Genomic DNA, 18,165 nt, shown 5'->3' on the forward strand with positions numbered 1-18,165 from the left:
AGCGGCCCCCGAAGAGGTCTCCTCCCTGGCCGCCGACGGTCCGCAAGCGAACCCTCTTTGGCCTGAGAACCGCACAAAACCCCGTTAGAGGTTCTGCCGTCCCGGACTGGCCAGCCCCCCGACACGGGGAAGGGGAGCGACCGTCGCCGGAAAATGACGGTGCATGATCTGACCGACATCTCCCAACCAATGATCAAGAACTGCAGGGCAACCCGATCATCGGCGCCGGACCAGCCGCCTCCGAAGAAGCAACCCGCCCCCGGACATTGGAGCTGCGCCCCGGCTTCGCCAACTCCCGAAGAAGTTCTTGAAGCCGACACCCCCTGGTCCGAAGACCGAAGAACCCATGTCGCCCGGCCCGAGAGCCAGTCTCCACCGGTTCCGCAGGAACCGAAGTTCCCAGGGACCGCCGCAACCCTTCATGTTTCAGACCGTGAGACCCGAAAAACTCCAAGCTGCTCCCCCGTTGGACCGAAGCCCCGCGGGAGGGCCGCATCTACCGCCATCCGGCGCTTTCGCGTGCAAGAGAATGCTCGCCTGAATCATTCAGATCGACAACACGAAATGTCGGCAAGGGCGCAAAATCTTGTGCATAATTTCTCCAGTGCTGCACAATTCCTTCACATCTTGCCCACAGCTCTGTCCACAGTTTTGATCGGGGCGCTCCGGACCGCTGTGGTTGCAACGCGGTCCGCGGCGGGGCCGGCGCCGTAACCGTTTCGGTGTTTCGGGCATCCCCGGAAGAGTCCGGGACCGCTTGATCGAGTATCGCGAATCGTCAGGAAAACTGCGGCATGAAGGGGCCTCGCGTTGACTTGTGTTGCGCTGCGGTCTAAATCACAACGGTCTAGAGGTATTGTTGAGATTCGCCGTCTATTACTGTCGTCTCCGTCCTGTGTTCTTCGCACGAGCGCAGCGGCGGGCCAGATGACGACCAGACCTGTCAGCCCGCAAACTGGCACAGAGCCCAAAGGCAGCCGCGCATGAGCAGTTCCAACCGACCCCTGTCGCCGCATATGCAGGTCTACCGACCGCAGATCACGTCGATGCTGTCGATCCTGCACCGCATCACCGGCGTCGCCCTGGCGGTGGGAACCCTGTTGCTGGTCTACTGGCTGGCGGCGGCGGCAAGCGGGCCGGCGGCCTTTGCCGACGCCCAGGCGCTGATCGGCTCGATCATCGGCCGCCTGCTGCTCTTCGGTTGGACCTTCGCGCTGTTCTATCACCTCTGCAACGGCATCCGGCACCTCTTCTGGGATGCGGGTTACGGCTTTGAGATCGAGACCGTTTCACGCACCGGCTGGCTGGTGCTCGCCGCCGGCCTGGCGCTGACCGTGATCAGCTGGGTCCTCGGCTATACGATGATGGGGGGCGCCTGAGATGAGCCTTCGTTCCCCCCTCGGGCGCGTCCGCGGCCTCGGCTCCGCCAAGGATGGCACCGGTCACTGGTGGGCCCAGCGCCTCACGGCGCTGGCCCTGATCCCGCTGACGGTCTGGTTCTGCGTTGCGGTCGTCTCGCTCAGCGGCGCCGATCATGCCGCGGTGGCGGCCTGGGCCGGATCGCCTCTGGTGGCGGGTCTGCTGATCCTTCTGATCGCTGCGACTTTTTATCACGCCTATCTGGGTGTCCAAGTGGTGATCGAGGACTACGTACATAGTGAAATGTTTAAGATTGCCGGGTTACTGCTTGCAAAAGCGGCGGCAATCGTCCTGGCGTTGACAGGAATATTGTCCGTTCTGCTGCTTCTGTTCCGGTAATACCGGTTCGTCGGGCAGACCCGGGCAGTGGTTGGTGTCCGCGGTTTGGCGTCCGCCGGGCACGCGGCAGGAAAGAAACACCCCAGAGGGAACTGAGGGCCGAGCATGACCAAGTCCTATGAGGTAATCGACCACACCTATGACGTCGTCGTGGTCGGGGCCGGCGGCGCCGGCCTGCGGGCGACCCTGGGTCTGGCCGAGGCTGGCCTGAAGACGGCCTGCATCAGTAAGGTGTTCCCGACGCGCAGCCATACCGTGGCCGCCCAGGGCGGTGTCTCCGCCTCGCTCGGCAACATGGGCGAGGATGACTGGCGCTGGCACATGTACGACACGGTGAAGGGCTCGGACTGGCTCGGCGATCAGGACGCCATCGAATACATGGTGCGCGAGGCGGCGCCGGCGATCTTGGAGCTCGAACACTACGGCATGCCGTTCAGCCGCACCGAGGACGGCAAGATCTATCAGCGACCCTTCGGCGGCATGACCACCCACTTCGGCGAGGGCATCGCCCAGCGCACCTGCGCGGCGGCCGACCGTACCGGCCATGCCATGCTGCACACGCTCTATCAGCAGAGCCTGCGCCAGCACGCTGAATTCTTCATCGAGTATTTCGCCCTCGACCTGATCATGGAAGACGGCTCCTGCCGCGGCATCATGGCCTGGAACCTGGACGACGGCACGATCCACCGCTTCCGCGCCCAGATGGTGATCATTGCCACCGGCGGCTATGGCCGGGTCTATTTCTCCTGCACCGGGGCCCACACCCAGACCGGCGACGGCAACGCCATGGTGGCGCGGGCCGGCCTGCCGCTGCAGGACATGGAGTTCGTGCAGTTCCACCCGACCGGCATCTACGGCGCCGGGACCCTGATTACCGAGGGCGCGCGCGGCGAGGGCGGCTACCTCACCAATTCAGAGGGCGAACGCTTCATGGAGCGCTATGCGCCTTCGGCCAAGGATCTGGCCAGCCGCGACGTGGTCAGCCGCGCCATGACCATGGAGATCCGCGACGGCCGCGGCGTCGGCGGCGGCGACGATCATATTCATCTGCATCTGGAACATCTCGACCCGGCGCTGCTGCATGAGCGCCTGCCCGGCATTTCCGAATCGGCGCGCATTTTCGCCGGGGTCGACGTGACCAAGGAACCGATCCCCGTGCTGCCGACCTGCCACTACAACATGGGCGGCATCCCGGCGCTGTGGAGCGGCGAGGCGGTGACCGAGAAGAACGGCGATCCCAACACCGTGGTTCCCGGGCTGATGGCGATCGGCGAGGCAGCCTGTGTGTCGGTGCACGGCGCCAACCGCCTGGGCTCCAACTCTCTGCTCGACCTTGTCGTCTTCGGGCGTTCCGCCGCCAAGCGCTGTGCCGAGATCCTGACGCCCGGCGACAAGCAGCGCCCGCTGCCCGACGATGCCGGCGACTCTGCGCTCGACCGCCTGGACAGAACCCGCCACGCCAAGGGCGGCACCGCGACGGCGGAGCTGCGCGGCGAGATGCAGCGCGCCATGCAGGATCATGCCGCGGTCTTCCGCACCGGCGAGTCCCTGGTCGAGGGTGTCGAGAAACTCGACGCCGCCTGGCAGAAGCGCAGCGACCTTGTGGTCACCGACCGTTCGATGATCTGGAATTCCGATCTCGTCGAATCCCTGGAACTCGACAACCTGATGTTCCAGGCCAAGGTAACCATGGAATCCGCCGCCAATCGCACGGAAAGCCGTGGCGCCCACGCGCGTGAGGATTTTGCCGAGCGCGACGACGTGAACTGGATGAAACACTCGCTGGTATGGTGCGGTGAGGATGGCAAGGTGCGCTTCAGCAGCCGGCCGGTCAGCCTCAATACCCTGACCAACGAGGTTCAGACCTTCCCGCCCAAGGCGCGGGTCTACTGAATGTTCACCGGAGGCTCCCGGGCAGAAACCCCGATCAACAGCACAGTTGCTAGAGAAAGATTTCGATGGTCGAGTTAGCACTCCCCGCCAATTCCAAGGTCGGTACCGGCAAGTCCTGGCCCAAGCCCGCCGGTGCCGCCAAGACAAAGACCTTCAAGGTCTATCGCTGGAATCCCGATGACGAGGAAAACCCCAAGGTCGACAGCTTTGAGGTCGACCTTGACGACTGCGGGCCGATGGTTCTCGACGCGCTGATCAAGATCAAGAACGAGATCGATCCGACCCTCACCTTCCGGCGGTCCTGCCGCGAGGGGGTCTGCGGCTCCTGCGCCATGAACATCGACGGCACCAACACCCTGGCCTGCACCAAGTACCTGAGCGAAATCGGCGGCGATGTGAAGGTCTACCCGCTGCCGCACATGCCGGTGGTGAAGGACCTGGTGCCGGACCTGACCCAGATCTACGCGCAGTATGCCTCCATCGAGCCCTGGCTGAAGACCGAGACCCCGGCGCCGGAGCGCGAGCGCGCGCAGAGCCCGGAAGAACGCGCCAGGCTGGACGGCCTCTGGGAATGCATTCTCTGCTTTTCCTGCTCGACCTCCTGCCCCAGCTACTGGTGGAACGGCGACCGCTATCTCGGCCCCGCCATCCTGTTGCAGGCCTATCGATGGATCGTCGACAGCCGCGATGAGGCGACGGGCGAACGGCTCGATCAGCTGGAAGACCCCTTCCGGCTCTACCGCTGCCACACCATCATGAACTGCACCAAGACCTGCCCGAAGAGTCTCAATCCCGCCAAGGCCATCGCCGAAATCAAAAAGCTGATGGTCGAGCGCAAAGGCTGAGGCTGCGCGCGCTCAAAGGGGCGGCGCAACTTTCCCCCTGGCTTTGGGGATCGGCTAGGCCTATCTCTAAGCCATGATGATCAGAACAATCCTGGCGGTCGTGCTGGGCGGCGCTGCCGGTACGCTGGCGAACGCCGCGGCGGCGGCGCTTTTTCTCAATCCCGATCTTTTTGCCCGCCTGGCCGCTGTGCCGAATCGCTATGCTATTGGCATCCTCTTCGCGGCGGCTCTGCCGATCATCTATCGCCTGATCCGCGGGCCGGCCGGGGCGGTCGTCGCACTGTTGCTGCTGACCCTGGCGCCGTCGCTGCTGGCCAAGCTCGGCCTCGGCGCGATGACAGCCTGGACCACGGTGCTGGCGCTGAACTTCGTCTATGCCCTGGTCACGCTGATTGTCTATCGGCTCGTTGTTGGCGGGCGGCGGTGACGACGATCTTGGCGATGCCGCCATTTCCTGTGACAAATTCCGTCACCGGTTGAAGCTTCCGCTGAAGCGGGTATGGTCCCCAATCCGGCGACATCACGATGTCGCCATGTCCCGTCAACCGCCAGGGAAGGAAATCGCGATGATTTGGTTCATGCCTCCCGACATGCTGCGGCTTTCGCGACGGGCACGCCTTAGGGCTATCGCCTCCTAAAATCGATTTGCCGCAGGTTGCCGCCGCGCCCCTTCGTCTTGAAGCGGTTCGGCTTCGTCCTGCTTTTCTATAGAACGCTCACGGCCGGCATAGCGGCTGGGTGAGGTGATCCATGTCTGAGTACTTTGTACAGCAATGGACGCGGGCCAACCCGCGTTGGTACGAACTGCTGCGCCTGGCCGCGGCGGCGGGGGAGGAGTCTGCGCTGACGACCCAACCCCGCAGTGTGGCGGTCTGCGAAACCCTGGTGGCGCTGGTAAGGTGCCCGCACGGCCTCGGCGGTATTGCCGGCTATCTGCGCTTTGCGATTCGCGCGCCTCAGGCGGCGCGGGGCGTGCAGCCGGGGGACGCCGTGATCCTGGCCTTTGCCGTCGACCGCATTCACCGCGCCGCCGGTGTCGCCGCCCTCCTGCAGAACGAGGCCGCGTTCCTGGCACGGCGGATCGGCGGCCATCGGCTGCTGCCTTCGGTATCGGGCCTGCGGGTCCCGTCGCTGACGGGTGTGGGCGTGTGCTTCGAACTGCCGCTGGTCATTCAACCGCTTTCCTGGTCGTGAGGGGGGTCGAAGGGCGTGGGAAGGTCTGGGTCGGCAGTGGTCCTACAGGGCCGCTGTCGACCGGCCCTTTCCGCAGGCCCGGCGACCGCTTAGCGTGGCACTCCGCTCGCGGTCCAGGAGGATGGGCAGTCCGAGCCCTGGTCGACGGCGGGCTTGGATGCCGCCTTCATGCAGGCCATGATGCGCGGGCTGGTGGCGTTTGAAATGCCGCTGACCCGGCTGGAAGCCAAGGCCAAGCTGAGCCAGAACAAGAAACCGGAGCAGCTGGCCGCCGCGACCGCCGTGCTGGAGGCGGCGGCGGAACCTCTCACGCGGGCGACCGGCGCTTGGATGCGGGCGGCCCTGAATACTCTTGCGAAGGCGGAAGACACCGATCTTGAACGAGCCGAAGCTGACAAGACCTGAAGGCTCGCAGCGCAGGCTGTCGCGCAGCTCGCGCTTCTGGTTGCTGGCGACCGGCTTTTTGATCGTCCTGGCGCTGACCGGGGTGTTCTTTCCCGGCGAGACGCCGGATGCCGAAAGAGGACTGCTGGCCAAGACCTTTGATCTCCAGGGGCACCGCGGCGCCCGCGGTCTGATGCCGGAGAACAGCCTGCCGGCTTTCGAGAAGGCGCTGGCCTTGGGGGTGACGACCCTGGAGCTCGACACGGTAATGACCGCCGACGCTGTGGTGGTGGTGCATCACGACCGCCGCCTGATGCCGGAGCGCACCCGCGATGCCCAAGGCAACTGGCTGAGCGCGGACTCTACCGCCGCGCTGATCGACCTCGGCCATGCCGAACTGGAAGCCTATGACATCGGCCGCGCCAAACCCGGTGGCCGGCTGGCGGAACGTTATCCTGCACAGGCCGGTCTCGACGGCGTGGCGATCCCGACGCTGGCGGCGGTACTGGCGCGGGCGGAAGCGCTCAGCGGCGGGCAGGTCCGCTACAACATCGAAACCAAGATCTCGCCCCTGTCGCCGGAGGACTCAGCCGAGCCGGAGGTTTTTGTATCGGCTTTGGTGGCGGCGATCCGCGCCGCGGATGTGGCCGGGCGCGCCGCCGTGCAGTCCTTCGACTGGCGCACGCTGCTCCTGGTCCAGGAACAGGCGCCGGAGATCGAAACCGTCTACCTGACGGCGGAGCAGTCCTGGCTCGACAATCTGGGCCGAGGCGAGAGTGCTCCCTCGCCCTGGATCGGCGGCCTCGCCGTCAACTGGGCCGAGGTGACTCCGCCGGCGGTGGTGAAGGCGGCCGGCGGCGCGGTCTGGTCGCCCTATTACCGCGACCTGAAGGAACAGGACCTGAGGGAAGCCCAGGCGCTGGGCCTTCGGGTCGTGGTCTGGACCGTGAACGACCCAGGCGACATGGCCACGCTGATCGACCTGGGCGTCGACGGCATCATCACCGATTATCCGGACCGGGCGCGCGACGTCATGCGCCAGAAGGGCCTGCCCCTGCCGCGGGCGTATCCCGGCAGCTAGCCGAGCGAGATGTCGCCGGCGATCTCCTGGTTCAGGTCCAGGCCGTCGATGGTGAGCACCACCTTGGCCTTCAGGGTTTCCGACCCGTTCAGCTTGCCGGCATCGATGGCGGCGCGCACGGCGGTCTCGATCTCACGCTGCGAGGTGACGCCGACTTTCTTCAGGAACTTGCGCAGTTCCATGTTGAAGGTTTCTTCGTTCATGACCGGGAACTCCTGACTCTGTTGTGGGTGGGCTGCTGCCTTGCGCTCTAGATAACCGTCCCGGGGGCCTGCGCCAAGGCTTCTGCGTCTGAAGCCCTCCTATATCCTGGCTTGCTTTGCCAAGACCGCTGCTTATGTGGATACTGGAAGGCATAAAAACAGGAAGATCGCCGCAACAAAATGCGAAGGCGACGCCGAAGATAGAGGGAGACACAGATGCTCTTGACCGAAACTCAACGCGCGGATTTCGACCGCGAAGGGTATCTCTTCCTGCCGGAGGTTTTTTCTCCGGCGGAGGCCGCGCTGTTGCGGCGCGAGGCGGCGAGGGTCTTCTCTCTGGAGCGTGAGGAGGTCTGGCGCGAGGACTCCGGCGCGCCGCGCACCGCCTTTGCGGCGCAGACCTACAGCGAGCCTTTTCGCCGCCTGGGCCTGCATCCGCGCCTGGTGGAACCGGTGATGCAGTTGCTGGACGGGCCGGTCTATCTGCACCAGTACAAGGTGAACGCCAAGGCGGCCTTCGACGGCGATGTCTGGCAGTGGCACCAGGACTACGGCACCTGGGCGCGCGACGACGCGATGCCGGAAGCACGGGCGATGAACATCGCGGTCTTCGTCGATGACGTGACGCCGGTGAGCGGCCCGCTGATGTTCATCCCGCGCAGTCACAAGGACGGGGTGCTGGAAGCCGGCCACGACCTGGAGACGACGTCTTATCCGCTCTGGACCCTGGATCGGGAAACCGTCACCCGCCTTGCGGAACAAGGCGGCATCGTCGCGCCGACCGGCCCCGCCGGATCGCTGCTGATGTTCCACTGCAACCTGGTCCACGCCAGCCCGCCCAATATCAGCCCCTGGGGGCGGACCATCGTCTATCTCTCACTCTGTCACGTCGACAATCACATCCGTCAGTTCAAGCGGCCGGAATGGGTGGCGCACCGCGACTTCGCGCCCATCGCGCCGCTGGCCGACGACTGCCTGGCCGAACTGGCCGCCCAACAAGCAGCGGAGTAACGACGCGATGAACCTTCATGCTCTGCTTGGCCGCCGTGCGGCGGAAGGAAAGCCCGTTCGCATCGGGCTGATCGGCGCCGGCAAGTTCGGCACCATGTTCCTGGCGCAGGCCGCGCTGACGCCGGGTTTCCATGTCGTGGCCATCGCCGACCTGGCGCCGGAAAAAGCGCGCAGCTCTCTCGCCAATGCCGGTTGGCCGGAGGAACGTTTCACGGCGCCTGATATGGACACCGCGATGGCGCTGGGGCGCACCTGGATCACAGAGGATGCCGAAGCGCTGCTGCGCAGCGACGTCATCGAGGTGATGATCGACGCCACCGGTCATCCCGCCGCCGGCATCCGCCACGCCCGCCTGGCGCGCGAGAACGGCAAGCACATGGTGATGGTGAACGTCGAGGCCGACGCCCTGGCCGGGCCGCTGCTGGCCGCAGAGGCGGCAAAGGCCGGTCTGGTCTACAGCCTGGCTTACGGCGACCAGCCGGCCCTGATCTGCGAGATGGTCGACTGGGCGCGGACCTGCGGCTTTCCGGTGGTGGCGGCGGGCAAGGGCACCAAGTACCTGCCGTCCTATCACAAGCTGACCCCCGACGACGTGTGGCAGCATTACGGCATCACCGCCGAGGCGGCGGCCGAGGGCGGCATGAACCCGCAGATGTTCAACTCCTTCATGGACGGCACCAAGTCGGCGATCGAGATGGCGGCGGTGGCCAATGCGACGGGGCTTTCGCCGGCACCGGGCGGCCTGGAATTTCCGCCCGTCGATGCTGAAAGCCTGGCGAGCGTTCTTCGGCCGGCAAGCGAGGGCGGCTGTCTCCACCATAAGGGCCAGGTGGAGGTGATCTCCTCCCTGGCGCGTGACGGCAGCACCATCGAGCGCGACCTGCGCTGGGGCGTCTATGTCGTCTTTGAAGCACCGAGTGATTATGCCAGGCGTTGCTTCGGCGAGTACGGTCTGGCGACCGATCCCAGCGGACGCTATGCGGCGATGTACAAGCCTTATCACCTGATCGGCCTGGAACTCGGCATCTCCGTTGCCTATGCCGGCCTCCTGGGGCAGGCGACTGGCGCCGCCTGCGGCTGGAGCGGCGATGTCGTTGCCACCGCCAAGCGCGATCTTCAGGCCGGCGAAACCCTGGACGGCGAAGGCGGCTATACGGTCTGGGGCAAACTGATGCCGGCGGCGGAAAGTCTGCGCGCCGCCTGCCTGCCGCTTGGTCTTGCCCAGGGTGTCAAGCTGGCCCGGCCGGTGGCCGAGGATGCGGCGCTTTCCTGGGACGATGTCGCTATCGATTCAGCAGACGCCACTGTCGCCTGCCGCCGCGAGATGGAACAACACTTCGCGAGCCGGAAAGCCGCCGCGGCGGAATAGAACGTTCTCGGTTTTTTCGGCGCTGGTTGAAACACAGATACCAAAGATAGGTCTAAATCCCTGCGCTTCGGGTTCTTCAAGCCTGCGTGACCTTCCCTTGCGAATCATTACTCCCAACCCCAGATTAATACTTGAGAGCTCACCTCTCATTAGGTTCGGCAAAGATTGAGGACCTGTCGCGGTTTTCCCGGTTGAGGGACTGGGTTGGCTCCCCTTAAGAGCGTGAAAAGCCGCGAGATAAAAAGGGTTTAGCGACAGCTAAAAGGCGTAAGGCCTTTGTGTCGCAAAGGCCGCCCGGCTCAGCCGAAAGAGCCCGGGGCCTGTGGTAAAACCCACCGCCTTTCCACAACAGCAAAGTCATGATGGGTCCTTGGATCGGGAATATCCCGGTCGCTTCGACGTTAGTCTTATATGAACGAAGAACAGAGTCGTTTCGACAGATAAGACAGTCGAAGAAATTTTAAGGAGGCGTAAGCCATGAGCAAGATAACTTTATTTGAAAGGAGCCCGCGGAAGCGTTTGAACGCGTCGATCCTTGCGCTTGCGTTGGCTGCCCCCCTGATCGTTGCGGCGACAACCGCATTTTCCGGTTCTGCAGAGGCCCAGGGGCCGCAGTGCGCACCCCGCGAAGCGCTGTTGCAGAGCCTGTCGAAGAATTACAAGGAAGCGCCGGTCAACATGGGCGTGACCTCGACCGGTTCCCTGATCGAGATTCTGGCGAGCCCTGCTGGTTCCTGGACCATACTCGTGACCGTGCCCGGCGGCCCGACCTGCATGGTCTCCTCCGGCGATGGCTGGCGCAAGTCGCCGATCCAGATAGCGCAGGACCCGGCTGTCTGAAAACAATCCGACAACGGCCTGGCAAGCCTCGCCCGATATCAGGCCGCAGTGTCGTAGGCGGTAACGGATCGGGCGAGGCCGTCGAATAGATCCAGCATGCAGTGGCGCCAGGCGCGGAGGGTCGTGTCTTCCGGCGCCAGGATGTCCTGATCGCAGATCGTCCGGGCCCACTGAAATTCAGCGAAGGCCAGGTAGTCGCCGTAGGCCGGCCTTTCCCCGCAGATGAAGGATGACTCGCCGAGGCGCTGGCGCAGCGGTTCCAGTATCGGGTCGAGCGCTTCCAGATAGACCGCGCGCTTTGCCGCCACCCGTTCCAGGCTCTCGCCGTAGCGGGCTTCGCGGGTCTGGCGATAGTAGTGGCGGTCATCCGGATCGACGGCCGCCAGCATGTAGGGCGCCAGAATAGGGCTCAGCGCTTTTTGCAGGCCGTGATCGACCCAGTGGTTGACGAAGCGCGCCAGCGCCCGGCCGCCGGCCCCGTCGAACAGTGACGGGGCCTTCGGGTAAAAGTCTTCCAGGTAGCAGGCGATCTCCCAGGAATCGGTCACCACCCTGGCGCCGTCGACCAGCACCGGCACCTTGGCCTGGCCGCTGAAGGCGACGAGGTCGCTCTCGGTGAACCTGACCGTCCTGATTTCGGGGCTCAGCCCCTTGTGGGCCAGTGCCAGGCGTGCGCGCCAGCAGTAGGGGCTGGGGCGACGGTCGTCGGCGCAAAGGCGTTCATAAAGAACAAGAGGCATCGGGGCTTCCGGTTGTTTGCGCGGTCGGTGCCCATGTTGACCGAGCCGGCAACCGCTGCCAAGGGCGATGGCTGCCGGGGTTTTGCGATTGTCGGCTGACAATGCAAGGGTTGTCGCCCGCGCCGGCACGGCGCTAACCTAAAGTGTTTTCGACTGACGTCGAAGCGGTTCCAGCCCGCTCCCCCTCCCGGCCACCCATAGGATACTGGCGTTGGGTGGCCGGGAGGGGGAGCGGGCCGGTGTCGTAAAAACGTGAAAGAGTCCAGCATCCCGCAGGCCCCGGCTGCCGCCGGGCCGCAATCCGCATTTCAAATTCCTGTCTTGTCCCGTTGAAAAAGGGCCGTCCGGTCATGCAGAAGTCGCCCCTTTTCGACCCGGCGCTCTATGTCTTCACCGTTCTGGTGTGGGGCACCTCCTGGATTGCGATGACGTTCCAGATCGGCGTGGTCGCGCAGGAGCTCTCCGTGGCCTATCGCTTCGCCGCCGCCGCCCTGATCGTTTTCGCCTGGGCTTTCGCGGCCAAGCAGGGGTTGCGCTTCGGGTTGCGCCGCCATCTGCTGCTGATGGCCATGGGCCTTTTCATGTTCTCGCTCAATTTCTATCTCTTCTATACGGCGGCGGCTTATCTCACCTCGGGCCTGCTGGCGGTGATCTTTTCCATGACCGCGGTCATGAACATCGTCAACGGGCGCCTCTTCCTCGCCCGCCGCTCGACCCCGCGCATCATCATGGGGGCGGTCCTGGGGGCGGTCGGCGTCGCCGCCCTGTTCTGGCCCGAAGTCAGCAGCTTGGATCTGGCCGACAAGGGCCTGACCGGTCTGCTGCTGTCGTTGGCCGGCACCTACTGTTTTTCCCTCGGCAACATCACCTCGGCCCGCGCCCAGTCCGAAGGCCTGCCGCTGCTCTCCTGCAATGCCTGGGGCATGGCCTACGGCGCGGTGATCATGTTCGCCCTGGCGCTGATCACCGGCGCGCCCTTCACCTTCGACCCGGGGCTTGGTTACGTCGTCTCGCTGTTTTACCTGGCGATCTTCGGATCGGTCTTTGCCTTCGCGGCCTACCTGACCCTGCTGGGCCGCATCGGCGCCGACCGCGCCGCCTATGCCACGGTGCTCTTCCCGCTGGTCGCGCTGGCCATTTCGACGGTCGTCGAGGACTATGTCTGGACTGCACCGGCGCTGGCCGGCGTGGTTCTTGTCCTGATCGGCAATCTGCTGGTCCTGACGCGCCCGCGCGCCAAGCCGGCGCCGACCGTCGCCTAGCAAAGCAGCAGTCAGTAAAAGAGGAGAACAGCAGGATGTCGGGAACGCTTTTGGTGACCGGGGCAAGCCGTGGGATCGGCGCGGCGGTGGCCCGGCTCGGCGCGGCGCGCGGCTATGCGGTCTGTGTGAACTACAACGCCTCGGCCGATATCGCCGAGCAGTTGGTGCAGGATATCCGGGCGGCCGGGGGACAGGCCCTGGCGGTACAGGCCGACGTGGCGCGCGAAGACGCGGTCGAGCGGCTGTTCGAAACCGTCGATGCCGAACTGCCGCCGCTGACCGGTCTGGTCAACAACGCCGGGCTGTCCGGGCTGGTGAACCGGATCGAGGATGCCCCGGCGGAGACCATCCGTCATGTGATGGACTTGAACGTGCTGGGCAGCATCTGGTGTGCGCGCGCCGCCGTCAGGCGCATGGCGCGGCGTCACGGCGGTGACGGTGGCGCCATCGTCAACATCTCCTCCGGTGCTGCGACCCTCGGCAGCCCGGGGGAATACGTCTGGTACGCCGCCTCCAAGGGCGCCATCGACAGCCTGACCGTCGGGCTCGCCCGGGAAAATGCGGGCGACGGTATTCGCGTCAATGCCGTGGCACCGGGCTTCGTGAACACCGAAATCCACGCCGCCTCCGGCATGCCGGACCGGCTGGAGAAGATCGCCCCCACCATGCCCATCGGCCGGGCGGCGGAACCGGAGGAGATCGCCGAGGCGGTGCTCTGGCTGCTCTCCGACGCCGCCTCCTACACCACCGGGGCGGTCCTGCGGGTGGCCGGCGGGCGCTGAAGGGCGCTTTTCTGCGCCCGCGCTTTAGCCTATGTATCGATCCGATGGCAGAAGACGACAAGCAGACCGCCGAAGGGGGCAGCGCCGGCCCCCTGACCGCCTATCGCGCCCGGCGGCGCGAAGGGCATCTGCGCCACGATGCCGGCCAGCAGCTGGCGGCGGAGAAGCTGCAGTCCCTGCACAACGCCCTGCGCCACTATGAGCCGGCCAGCGGCATGGGCGGCTGGAAGGCGCGCCTCGGCCTTGCCCGCCGCCGTAGCGACCCGCCTCTGGGGCTTTATATCTTCGGCGGGGTCGGCACCGGCAAATCGATGCTGATGGACCTTTTCTTTGCCGGCGCGCCGCTGGAAAAGAAACGCCGCGTTCACTTCCACGCCTTCATGCAGGAGGTGCAGGAACGCCTGCATGTCTGGCGCCAGGACGAAGCCAATGCCGACAAGGCCGATCCGCTGCCGGTCATTGCGGCGGATCTGGCCGAGGAAGCCTGGCTGCTCTGCTTCGACGAGTTTCACGTCGTCAACATTGCCGATGCGATGATCCTCGGCCGGCTGTTCGAGACTCTCTTCGAACTGGGGGTGGTCGTCGTCGCGACCTCCAACTGGCCGCCGGACCGTCTTTATGAAGGCGGCCTGCAGCGCGAGCGCTTCCTGCCCTTCATCGAAGTGGTGAAGCAGCGCCTGGATGTGCTGGAGCTGGACGGCGGCATCGACTACCGCCAGCAACGCCTGAAGGACATCACGACCTATCATGCGCCGCTTGGCCCCAAGGCGGAGGCGGCGCTTGACAAGGCCTTTGCCGAACTGACCGAGGGGGCCAGGGCGGCGCCCGACAGCCTGCATTACAAAGGCCGGCAAATCCCCGTGCCCCTGGCGGCGCGGGGGGTGGCGCGGTTTTCCTTTGCCGATCTCTGCGAGCAGCCCCTGGGCCCCGGCGACTACCTGGCCATCGCCGGGCTCTATCATACCCTGGTGCTGTCCGGCGTGCCGCTGCTCTCGGCGGAGAACCGCAACGAGGCACGGCGCTTCATGACCCTGATAGACGCGCTCTACGAACACCGGGTGAAGCTGATTGTCGCGGCGGAGGCGCCGCCGGAAAGACTCTATCCGGCCGGCGACGGCGCGGTCGAATTTCAGCGCACCGTCAGCCGCCTGCAGGAGATGCGCTCGGCCGACTATGTGGCTGCCGCGCACATGACCTGACCGGCCCCCGGCAGGCGATCATCAACTGCCTGTGTTTGCGCCGCTGCGGCAGCGCCTTCGCCTTGCCCCGGCCTGCAAATCGCGCTACGTAACCCGAACTCGTCGCCGCGCATCCCAAGAGCGATGCAGGCGGTCGGCGAGGCGTCCACCCCAGGCAGCTCACATCGATCGAGGAAACACATCATGGCTCGCAACAAGATCGCGCTTGTCGGTGCCGGCAACATTGGCGGCACGCTGGCTTTACTCGCCGGCCTGAAGGAACTGGGCGACGTTGTCCTGTTCGATATCATCGACGGCGTTCCCCAGGGCAAGGCGCTGGATCTGGTCGAGTCATCGCCGGTTGAAGGCTTCGACGCCAAGTTCGTCGGCTCCAGCAAGTACTCGGCCCTCAAGGGCGCGGACGTGGTCATCGTCACCGCCGGTGTCGCCCGCAAGCCGGGCATGAGCCGCGACGACCTGCTGGGCATCAACACCAAGGTGATGACCGCGGTGGGTGAGGGCATCCGGAAGAACTGCCCCAAGGCCTTCGTGATCTGCATCACCAATCCGCTGGACGCCATGGTCTGGGTGCTGCAACAGGCCAGTGGTCTGCCCGCCAGCCACGTGGTCGGCATGGCGGGCGTGCTCGATTCGGCGCGCTTTCGTTACTTCCTGGCCGAGGAAATGAGCGTCTCGGTTGAAGACGTCAGCGCTTTCGTGCTCGGCGGCCACGGCGACACCATGGTGCCCATGGTGCGCTATTCCACCGTTGCCGGCATTCCGTTGCCCGACCTCATCAAGTTGGGCTGGCTGACCAAGGAGCGCCTCGACAAGATCGTCCAGCGCACCCGCGACGGCGGCGCCGAGATCGTCGGCCTGTTGAAGACCGGTTCGGCCTTTTATGCACCGGCCTCCTCGGCGATTTCCATGGCCGAGTCCTACCTGAAGGACAAGAAGCGGGTGCTGCCCTGCGCCGCCCATCTCACCGGCCAATACGGCATAAAGGGCCTGTATGTGGGGGTTCCCTGCGTGATCGGCGCCAAGGGTGTGGAGCGGATCGTCGAACTCACCCTGAACAAGTCCGAGCAGGCCATGCTGAAGAAATCGGTCGGTGCGGTCAGCGGCCTGGTCGATGTCTGCAAGGGCATGATGAAGCAGGCGGCGGCGCCCAAGAAGGCACCCAGGAAGGCCCCGGCCAAGGCTGCGAAGAAGGCCAGGGTCGCCAGGAAGGCGACGGCGAAGAAGGCAAAAGCCTAGGCACCGGCGCGCTCTTGTTGCGGATCGGCACCGCTGGATCGGCCGGCGATGGCGGGAAAAGGCCGGTTGCGGCCCGGCGTCTGTCGGTTGCGCTGCTCCGCCGGGGTGCTAAGGTAGCCCAGAAAGCGGCATCAAAGGCCGTGTCTCGGTGATTTCGGCGGGGGGCGCCGGGGTGCATGAAGGCGCGGCGGCTGGGACGAAAACGATGTTAGATATCAGGGCGCGGCTTACCGGCTCCGGCTGTCCCATCTCCTTCAACCACTCTGAAGCGGCGGATCATGAACATTCATGAGTATCAGGCCAAGAGTCTCTTGGCGAAGTTTGGCGTTGCGGTTCCCAAGGGCGGGGTTGCCTACACGCCCGAAGAAGCGGAGAACGCGGCACGCGAGCTGGGCGGGCCCGTCTGGGTCGTAAAATCGCAGATCCATGCCGGCGGCCGCGGGGCCGGGCGCTTCAAGGACGATCCCGACGGGCAGGGCGGCGTGCGGGTCTGCAAGTCGCTGGACGAGGTCAAGGAAAACGCCCGCAAGATGCTGGGTCATGTGCTGGTGACCAAGCAGTCCGGGGCGGCGGGCAAAGAGGTCAAGCGCCTCTATATCGAAGACGGCTGCGACATCGCGCGCGAACTGTACCTCGGTATGCTGATCGACCGGGCGACCAGCCGCATTACCATCATGGCCTCGACCGAAGGCGGCATGGAGATCGAAGAGGTGGCAGCCGCCACCCCGGAGAAGATCCTGAAGCTGGCCATCGATCCGGCCGAGGGCTACATGGCCTACCACGGGCGCCAGATTGCCTTCGGTCTGGGTCTTGAGGGCAAGCAGGTCAGCGCCGCGGTGAAGTTCATCGGGGCGATGTACAAGGCCTTCCTCGCGCTCGATGCTTCCATCGTGGAGATCAATCCCCTGGTGGTGACCGGCGCCGGCGAGGTGATCGCGCTGGATGCCAAGATGAACTTCGACGACAACGCCCTGTTCCGTCACAAGGATGTGGCGGATATGCGCGACGAAGACGAAGAAGACGCCATGGAGCTGGAGGCCGCGCGCCACGAGCTCAACTACATCAAGCTGGATGGTCAGGTCGGCTGCATGGTCAACGGCGCCGGCCTTGCCATGGCGACCATGGACATCATCAAGCTCTATGGCAGCGAGCCGGCGAACTTCCTGGATGTCGGCGGCGGCGCCACCAAGGAGCGGGTGACGGCGGCCTTCAAGATCATCCTTTCCGACAAGAACGTCGAAGGCATTCTGGTGAACATTTTCGGCGGCATCATGCGTTGCGACGTCATCGCCGAGGGTGTTGTGGCGGCGGCGCGCGAAGTGGAACTGCATGTACCTCTTGTCGTGCGCCTGGAAGGCACCAACGTGGAACTGGGCAAGAAGATCCTGGCCGACTCGGGCCTGCCGATCGTCTCGGCCGACAATCTGGCCGATGCCGCCGAGAAGGTGGTGAAGGCCGTGAAGGAGGCAGCATAAAATGGCGGTCCTGGTCGACAGCAATACCAAGGTCATCTGTCAGGGTTTCACCGGGGCCCAGGGCACCTTCCACTCTGAGCAGGCCATGGCCTACGGCACCAAGATGGTCGGCGGCGTCACCCCCGGTAAGGGCGGCGGCACGCATCTGGACCTGCCGGTTTTCGACACCGTGGCGGAAGCGGTCGGCAAGACCGGCGCCAATGCCAGCGTGATCTATGTGCCCCCGCCGTTTGCGGCCGACGCGATCCTGGAGGCCATCGATGCGGAGGTCGAGCTGATCGTCTGCATCACCGAAGGCATCCCGGTTCTGGACATGGTGCGCGTAAAGCGCGTTTTGTCCGATTCCAAATCGCGTCTTATCGGCCCCAATTGTCCGGGCATCATCACGCCGGAAGAATGCAAGATCGGCATCATGCCGGGCCATATCCATTCTGCCGGCAAGATCGGCGTGGTGTCGCGTTCCGGCACCCTGACCTACGAGGCAGTGGCCCAGACAACCGCGGCCGGCCTGGGCCAGACCACCTGTATCGGTATCGGCGGCGACCCGGTGAACGGCACCAATTTCATCGATTGCCTGGAGCTTTTCCTGGACGATCCCCAGACCGAGGGGATCATCATGATCGGCGAGATCGGCGGCAGCGCCGAGGAGGACGCGGCAGATTTTTTCAAGGCGTCAAAGATAAAGAAACCTATTTGTGGTTTCATCGCCGGCGTGACAGCGCCGCCGGGCCGCCGCATGGGCCATGCCGGCGCCATCATCGCCGGCGGTAAAGGCGGTGCCGACGACAAGATCGAGGCACTGAAATCGGCCGGTTTCCTGGTTGCGGATTCGCCGGCCAGTTTGGGATCGACAATGCTGCAAGCCATGGCAGGCTAGGCGGCGCAGAAAGAAG

At 64.9% G+C, this 18,165-nt stretch carries 18 protein-coding genes and 1 pseudogene; 17 read left to right on the plus strand and 2 right to left on the minus strand.

Translation table 11 applies throughout. From position 1 onward, the window contains the following. Window positions 1-983: 983 nt before the first annotated feature. From sdhC to HBA54_RS06560, 8 genes are all read left to right on the plus strand, one after another. Window positions 984-1,379, plus strand: coding sequence for a succinate dehydrogenase, cytochrome b556 subunit (gene sdhC / locus HBA54_RS06525; RefSeq protein ID WP_167222635.1), 396 nt, complete (start codon window positions 984-986; stop codon window positions 1,377-1,379). A gap of 1 nt (window position 1,380) precedes the next feature. After that, window positions 1,381-1,758: a succinate dehydrogenase, hydrophobic membrane anchor protein gene (gene sdhD / locus HBA54_RS06530; protein WP_167222637.1), complete on the plus strand. Its 378-nt coding sequence runs from the start codon at window positions 1,381-1,383 to the stop codon at window positions 1,756-1,758. Between the two features lie 105 nt (window positions 1,759-1,863). Then, window positions 1,864-3,651 carry a succinate dehydrogenase flavoprotein subunit gene (sdhA, locus tag HBA54_RS06535; protein ID WP_167222639.1) on the plus strand — a complete coding sequence of 596 codons (1,788 nt, stop codon included), beginning with the start codon at window positions 1,864-1,866 and terminating at the stop codon, window positions 3,649-3,651. 65 nt (window positions 3,652-3,716) lie between these two features. Continuing rightward, entirely contained in the window at window positions 3,717-4,496 is a 780-nt protein-coding gene (locus HBA54_RS06540) for a succinate dehydrogenase iron-sulfur subunit (RefSeq protein ID WP_167222641.1), read from the plus strand. A gap of 73 nt (window positions 4,497-4,569) precedes the next feature. Beyond that, window positions 4,570-4,923 (plus strand): hypothetical protein, encoded by a 354-nt coding sequence (locus tag HBA54_RS06545; protein WP_167222643.1) that lies wholly within the window; start codon window positions 4,570-4,572, stop codon window positions 4,921-4,923. 323 nt (window positions 4,924-5,246) lie between these two features. Beyond that, window positions 5,247-5,690, plus strand: coding sequence for a hypothetical protein (locus tag HBA54_RS06550; protein WP_167222645.1), 444 nt, complete (start codon window positions 5,247-5,249; stop codon window positions 5,688-5,690). Window positions 5,691-5,843: 153 nt separating this feature from the next. Beyond that, entirely contained in the window at window positions 5,844-6,095 is a 252-nt protein-coding gene (locus HBA54_RS06555) for a hypothetical protein (protein WP_167222647.1), read from the plus strand. Beyond that, window positions 6,067-7,155, plus strand: a complete 1,089-nt coding sequence (locus tag HBA54_RS06560) for a glycerophosphodiester phosphodiesterase (protein WP_167222649.1) — start codon at window positions 6,067-6,069, stop codon at window positions 7,153-7,155. The genes HBA54_RS06555 and HBA54_RS06560 overlap by 29 nt, the downstream gene beginning before the upstream one ends. Here the strand turns inward: HBA54_RS06560 and HBA54_RS06565 are convergent. Then, on the minus strand, window positions 7,152-7,358 hold the full coding sequence (locus HBA54_RS06565) for a DUF6494 family protein (protein ID WP_167222651.1): 207 nt from the start codon (window positions 7,356-7,358) through the stop codon (window positions 7,152-7,154). The genes HBA54_RS06560 and HBA54_RS06565 overlap by 4 nt on opposite strands. A gap of 216 nt (window positions 7,359-7,574) precedes the next feature. On the opposite strand from HBA54_RS06565, the gene HBA54_RS06570 reads away from it, so the two are divergent. The 3 genes from HBA54_RS06570 (at window position 7,575) to HBA54_RS06580 (ending at window position 10,578) form a co-directional block, all read left to right on the plus strand. Next, window positions 7,575-8,369 (plus strand): phytanoyl-CoA dioxygenase family protein, encoded by a 795-nt coding sequence (locus HBA54_RS06570; protein ID WP_167222653.1) that lies wholly within the window; start codon window positions 7,575-7,577, stop codon window positions 8,367-8,369. A 7-nt stretch (window positions 8,370-8,376) separates the two neighbouring features. Next, window positions 8,377-9,738: an NAD(P)H-dependent oxidoreductase gene (locus HBA54_RS06575; RefSeq protein ID WP_167222655.1), complete on the plus strand. Its 1,362-nt coding sequence runs from the start codon at window positions 8,377-8,379 to the stop codon at window positions 9,736-9,738. Between the two features lie 519 nt (window positions 9,739-10,257). Beyond that, window positions 10,258-10,578 carry a hypothetical protein gene (locus HBA54_RS06580; RefSeq protein WP_167222657.1) on the plus strand — a complete coding sequence of 107 codons (321 nt, stop codon included), beginning with the start codon at window positions 10,258-10,260 and terminating at the stop codon, window positions 10,576-10,578. Window positions 10,579-10,616: 38 nt separating this feature from the next. On the opposite strand, the gene HBA54_RS06585 is transcribed toward HBA54_RS06580, so the two are convergent. After that, entirely contained in the window at window positions 10,617-11,318 is a 702-nt protein-coding gene (locus HBA54_RS06585; RefSeq protein WP_167222659.1) for a glutathione S-transferase N-terminal domain-containing protein, read from the minus strand. 350 nt (window positions 11,319-11,668) lie between these two features. Between HBA54_RS06585 and HBA54_RS06590 the strand changes: the two genes are divergently transcribed. The 6 genes and pseudogenes from HBA54_RS06590 to sucD all read left to right on the plus strand — a co-directional run bounded on the left by HBA54_RS06590 (window position 11,669) and on the right by sucD (window position 18,149). Beyond that, window positions 11,669-12,580, plus strand: a complete 912-nt coding sequence (locus HBA54_RS06590; RefSeq protein WP_167222661.1) for a DMT family transporter — start codon at window positions 11,669-11,671, stop codon at window positions 12,578-12,580. Between the two features lie 35 nt (window positions 12,581-12,615). After that, on the plus strand, window positions 12,616-13,362 hold the full coding sequence (locus HBA54_RS06595; RefSeq protein ID WP_167222663.1) for an SDR family oxidoreductase: 747 nt from the start codon (window positions 12,616-12,618) through the stop codon (window positions 13,360-13,362). 44 nt (window positions 13,363-13,406) lie between these two features. Next, complete coding sequence (gene zapE / locus HBA54_RS06600; RefSeq protein ID WP_167222665.1) at window positions 13,407-14,561, plus strand: cell division protein ZapE; 1,155 nt, start codon at window positions 13,407-13,409, stop codon at window positions 14,559-14,561. 183 nt (window positions 14,562-14,744) lie between these two features. Beyond that, window positions 14,745-15,692, plus strand: a pseudogene (gene mdh / locus HBA54_RS06605) (malate dehydrogenase); the annotation flags it as partial. A 383-nt stretch (window positions 15,693-16,075) separates the two neighbouring features. Beyond that, complete coding sequence (gene sucC / locus HBA54_RS06610; protein ID WP_167222669.1) at window positions 16,076-17,272, plus strand: ADP-forming succinate--CoA ligase subunit beta; 1,197 nt, start codon at window positions 16,076-16,078, stop codon at window positions 17,270-17,272. Window position 17,273: 1 nt separating this feature from the next. After that, entirely contained in the window at window positions 17,274-18,149 is an 876-nt protein-coding gene (gene sucD / locus HBA54_RS06615; protein WP_167222671.1) for a succinate--CoA ligase subunit alpha, read from the plus strand. The last annotated feature ends 16 nt before the right edge of the window (window positions 18,150-18,165 follow it).

The organism is Pelagibius litoralis, from assembly GCF_011683915.1.
In the GTDB taxonomy this organism is placed as follows: domain Bacteria; phylum Pseudomonadota; class Alphaproteobacteria; order Kiloniellales; family Kiloniellaceae; genus Pelagibius; species Pelagibius litoralis.

Excerpts from the sequence above, each read along its gene's own strand:
- HBA54_RS06595 (WP_167222663.1), top strand. The coding sequence starts at position 12,616 with ATGTCGGGAACGCTTTTGGTGACCGGGGCAAGCCGTGGGATCGGCGCG.
- sdhA (WP_167222639.1), top strand. The coding sequence starts at position 1,864 with ATGACCAAGTCCTATGAGGTAATCGACCACACCTATGACGTCGTCGTG.
- HBA54_RS06575 (WP_167222655.1), top strand. The coding sequence starts at position 8,377 with ATGAACCTTCATGCTCTGCTTGGCCGCCGTGCGGCGGAAGGAAAGCCC.
- HBA54_RS06570 (WP_167222653.1), top strand. The coding sequence starts at position 7,575 with ATGCTCTTGACCGAAACTCAACGCGCGGATTTCGACCGCGAAGGGTAT.
- sucD (WP_167222671.1), top strand. The coding sequence starts at position 17,274 with ATGGCGGTCCTGGTCGACAGCAATACCAAGGTCATCTGTCAGGGTTTC.
- HBA54_RS06565 (WP_167222651.1), bottom strand. The coding sequence starts at position 7,358 with ATGAACGAAGAAACCTTCAACATGGAACTGCGCAAGTTCCTGAAGAAA.
- sdhC (WP_167222635.1), top strand. The coding sequence starts at position 984 with ATGAGCAGTTCCAACCGACCCCTGTCGCCGCATATGCAGGTCTACCGA.
- HBA54_RS06540 (WP_167222641.1), top strand. The coding sequence starts at position 3,717 with ATGGTCGAGTTAGCACTCCCCGCCAATTCCAAGGTCGGTACCGGCAAG.
- HBA54_RS06590 (WP_167222661.1), top strand. The coding sequence starts at position 11,669 with ATGCAGAAGTCGCCCCTTTTCGACCCGGCGCTCTATGTCTTCACCGTT.
- sdhD (WP_167222637.1), top strand. The coding sequence starts at position 1,381 with ATGAGCCTTCGTTCCCCCCTCGGGCGCGTCCGCGGCCTCGGCTCCGCC.
- sucC (WP_167222669.1), top strand. The coding sequence starts at position 16,076 with ATGAACATTCATGAGTATCAGGCCAAGAGTCTCTTGGCGAAGTTTGGC.
- HBA54_RS06585 (WP_167222659.1), bottom strand. The coding sequence starts at position 11,318 with ATGCCTCTTGTTCTTTATGAACGCCTTTGCGCCGACGACCGTCGCCCC.
- HBA54_RS06550 (WP_167222645.1), top strand. The coding sequence starts at position 5,247 with ATGTCTGAGTACTTTGTACAGCAATGGACGCGGGCCAACCCGCGTTGG.
- zapE (WP_167222665.1), top strand. The coding sequence starts at position 13,407 with ATGGCAGAAGACGACAAGCAGACCGCCGAAGGGGGCAGCGCCGGCCCC.
- HBA54_RS06545 (WP_167222643.1), top strand. The coding sequence starts at position 4,570 with ATGATGATCAGAACAATCCTGGCGGTCGTGCTGGGCGGCGCTGCCGGT.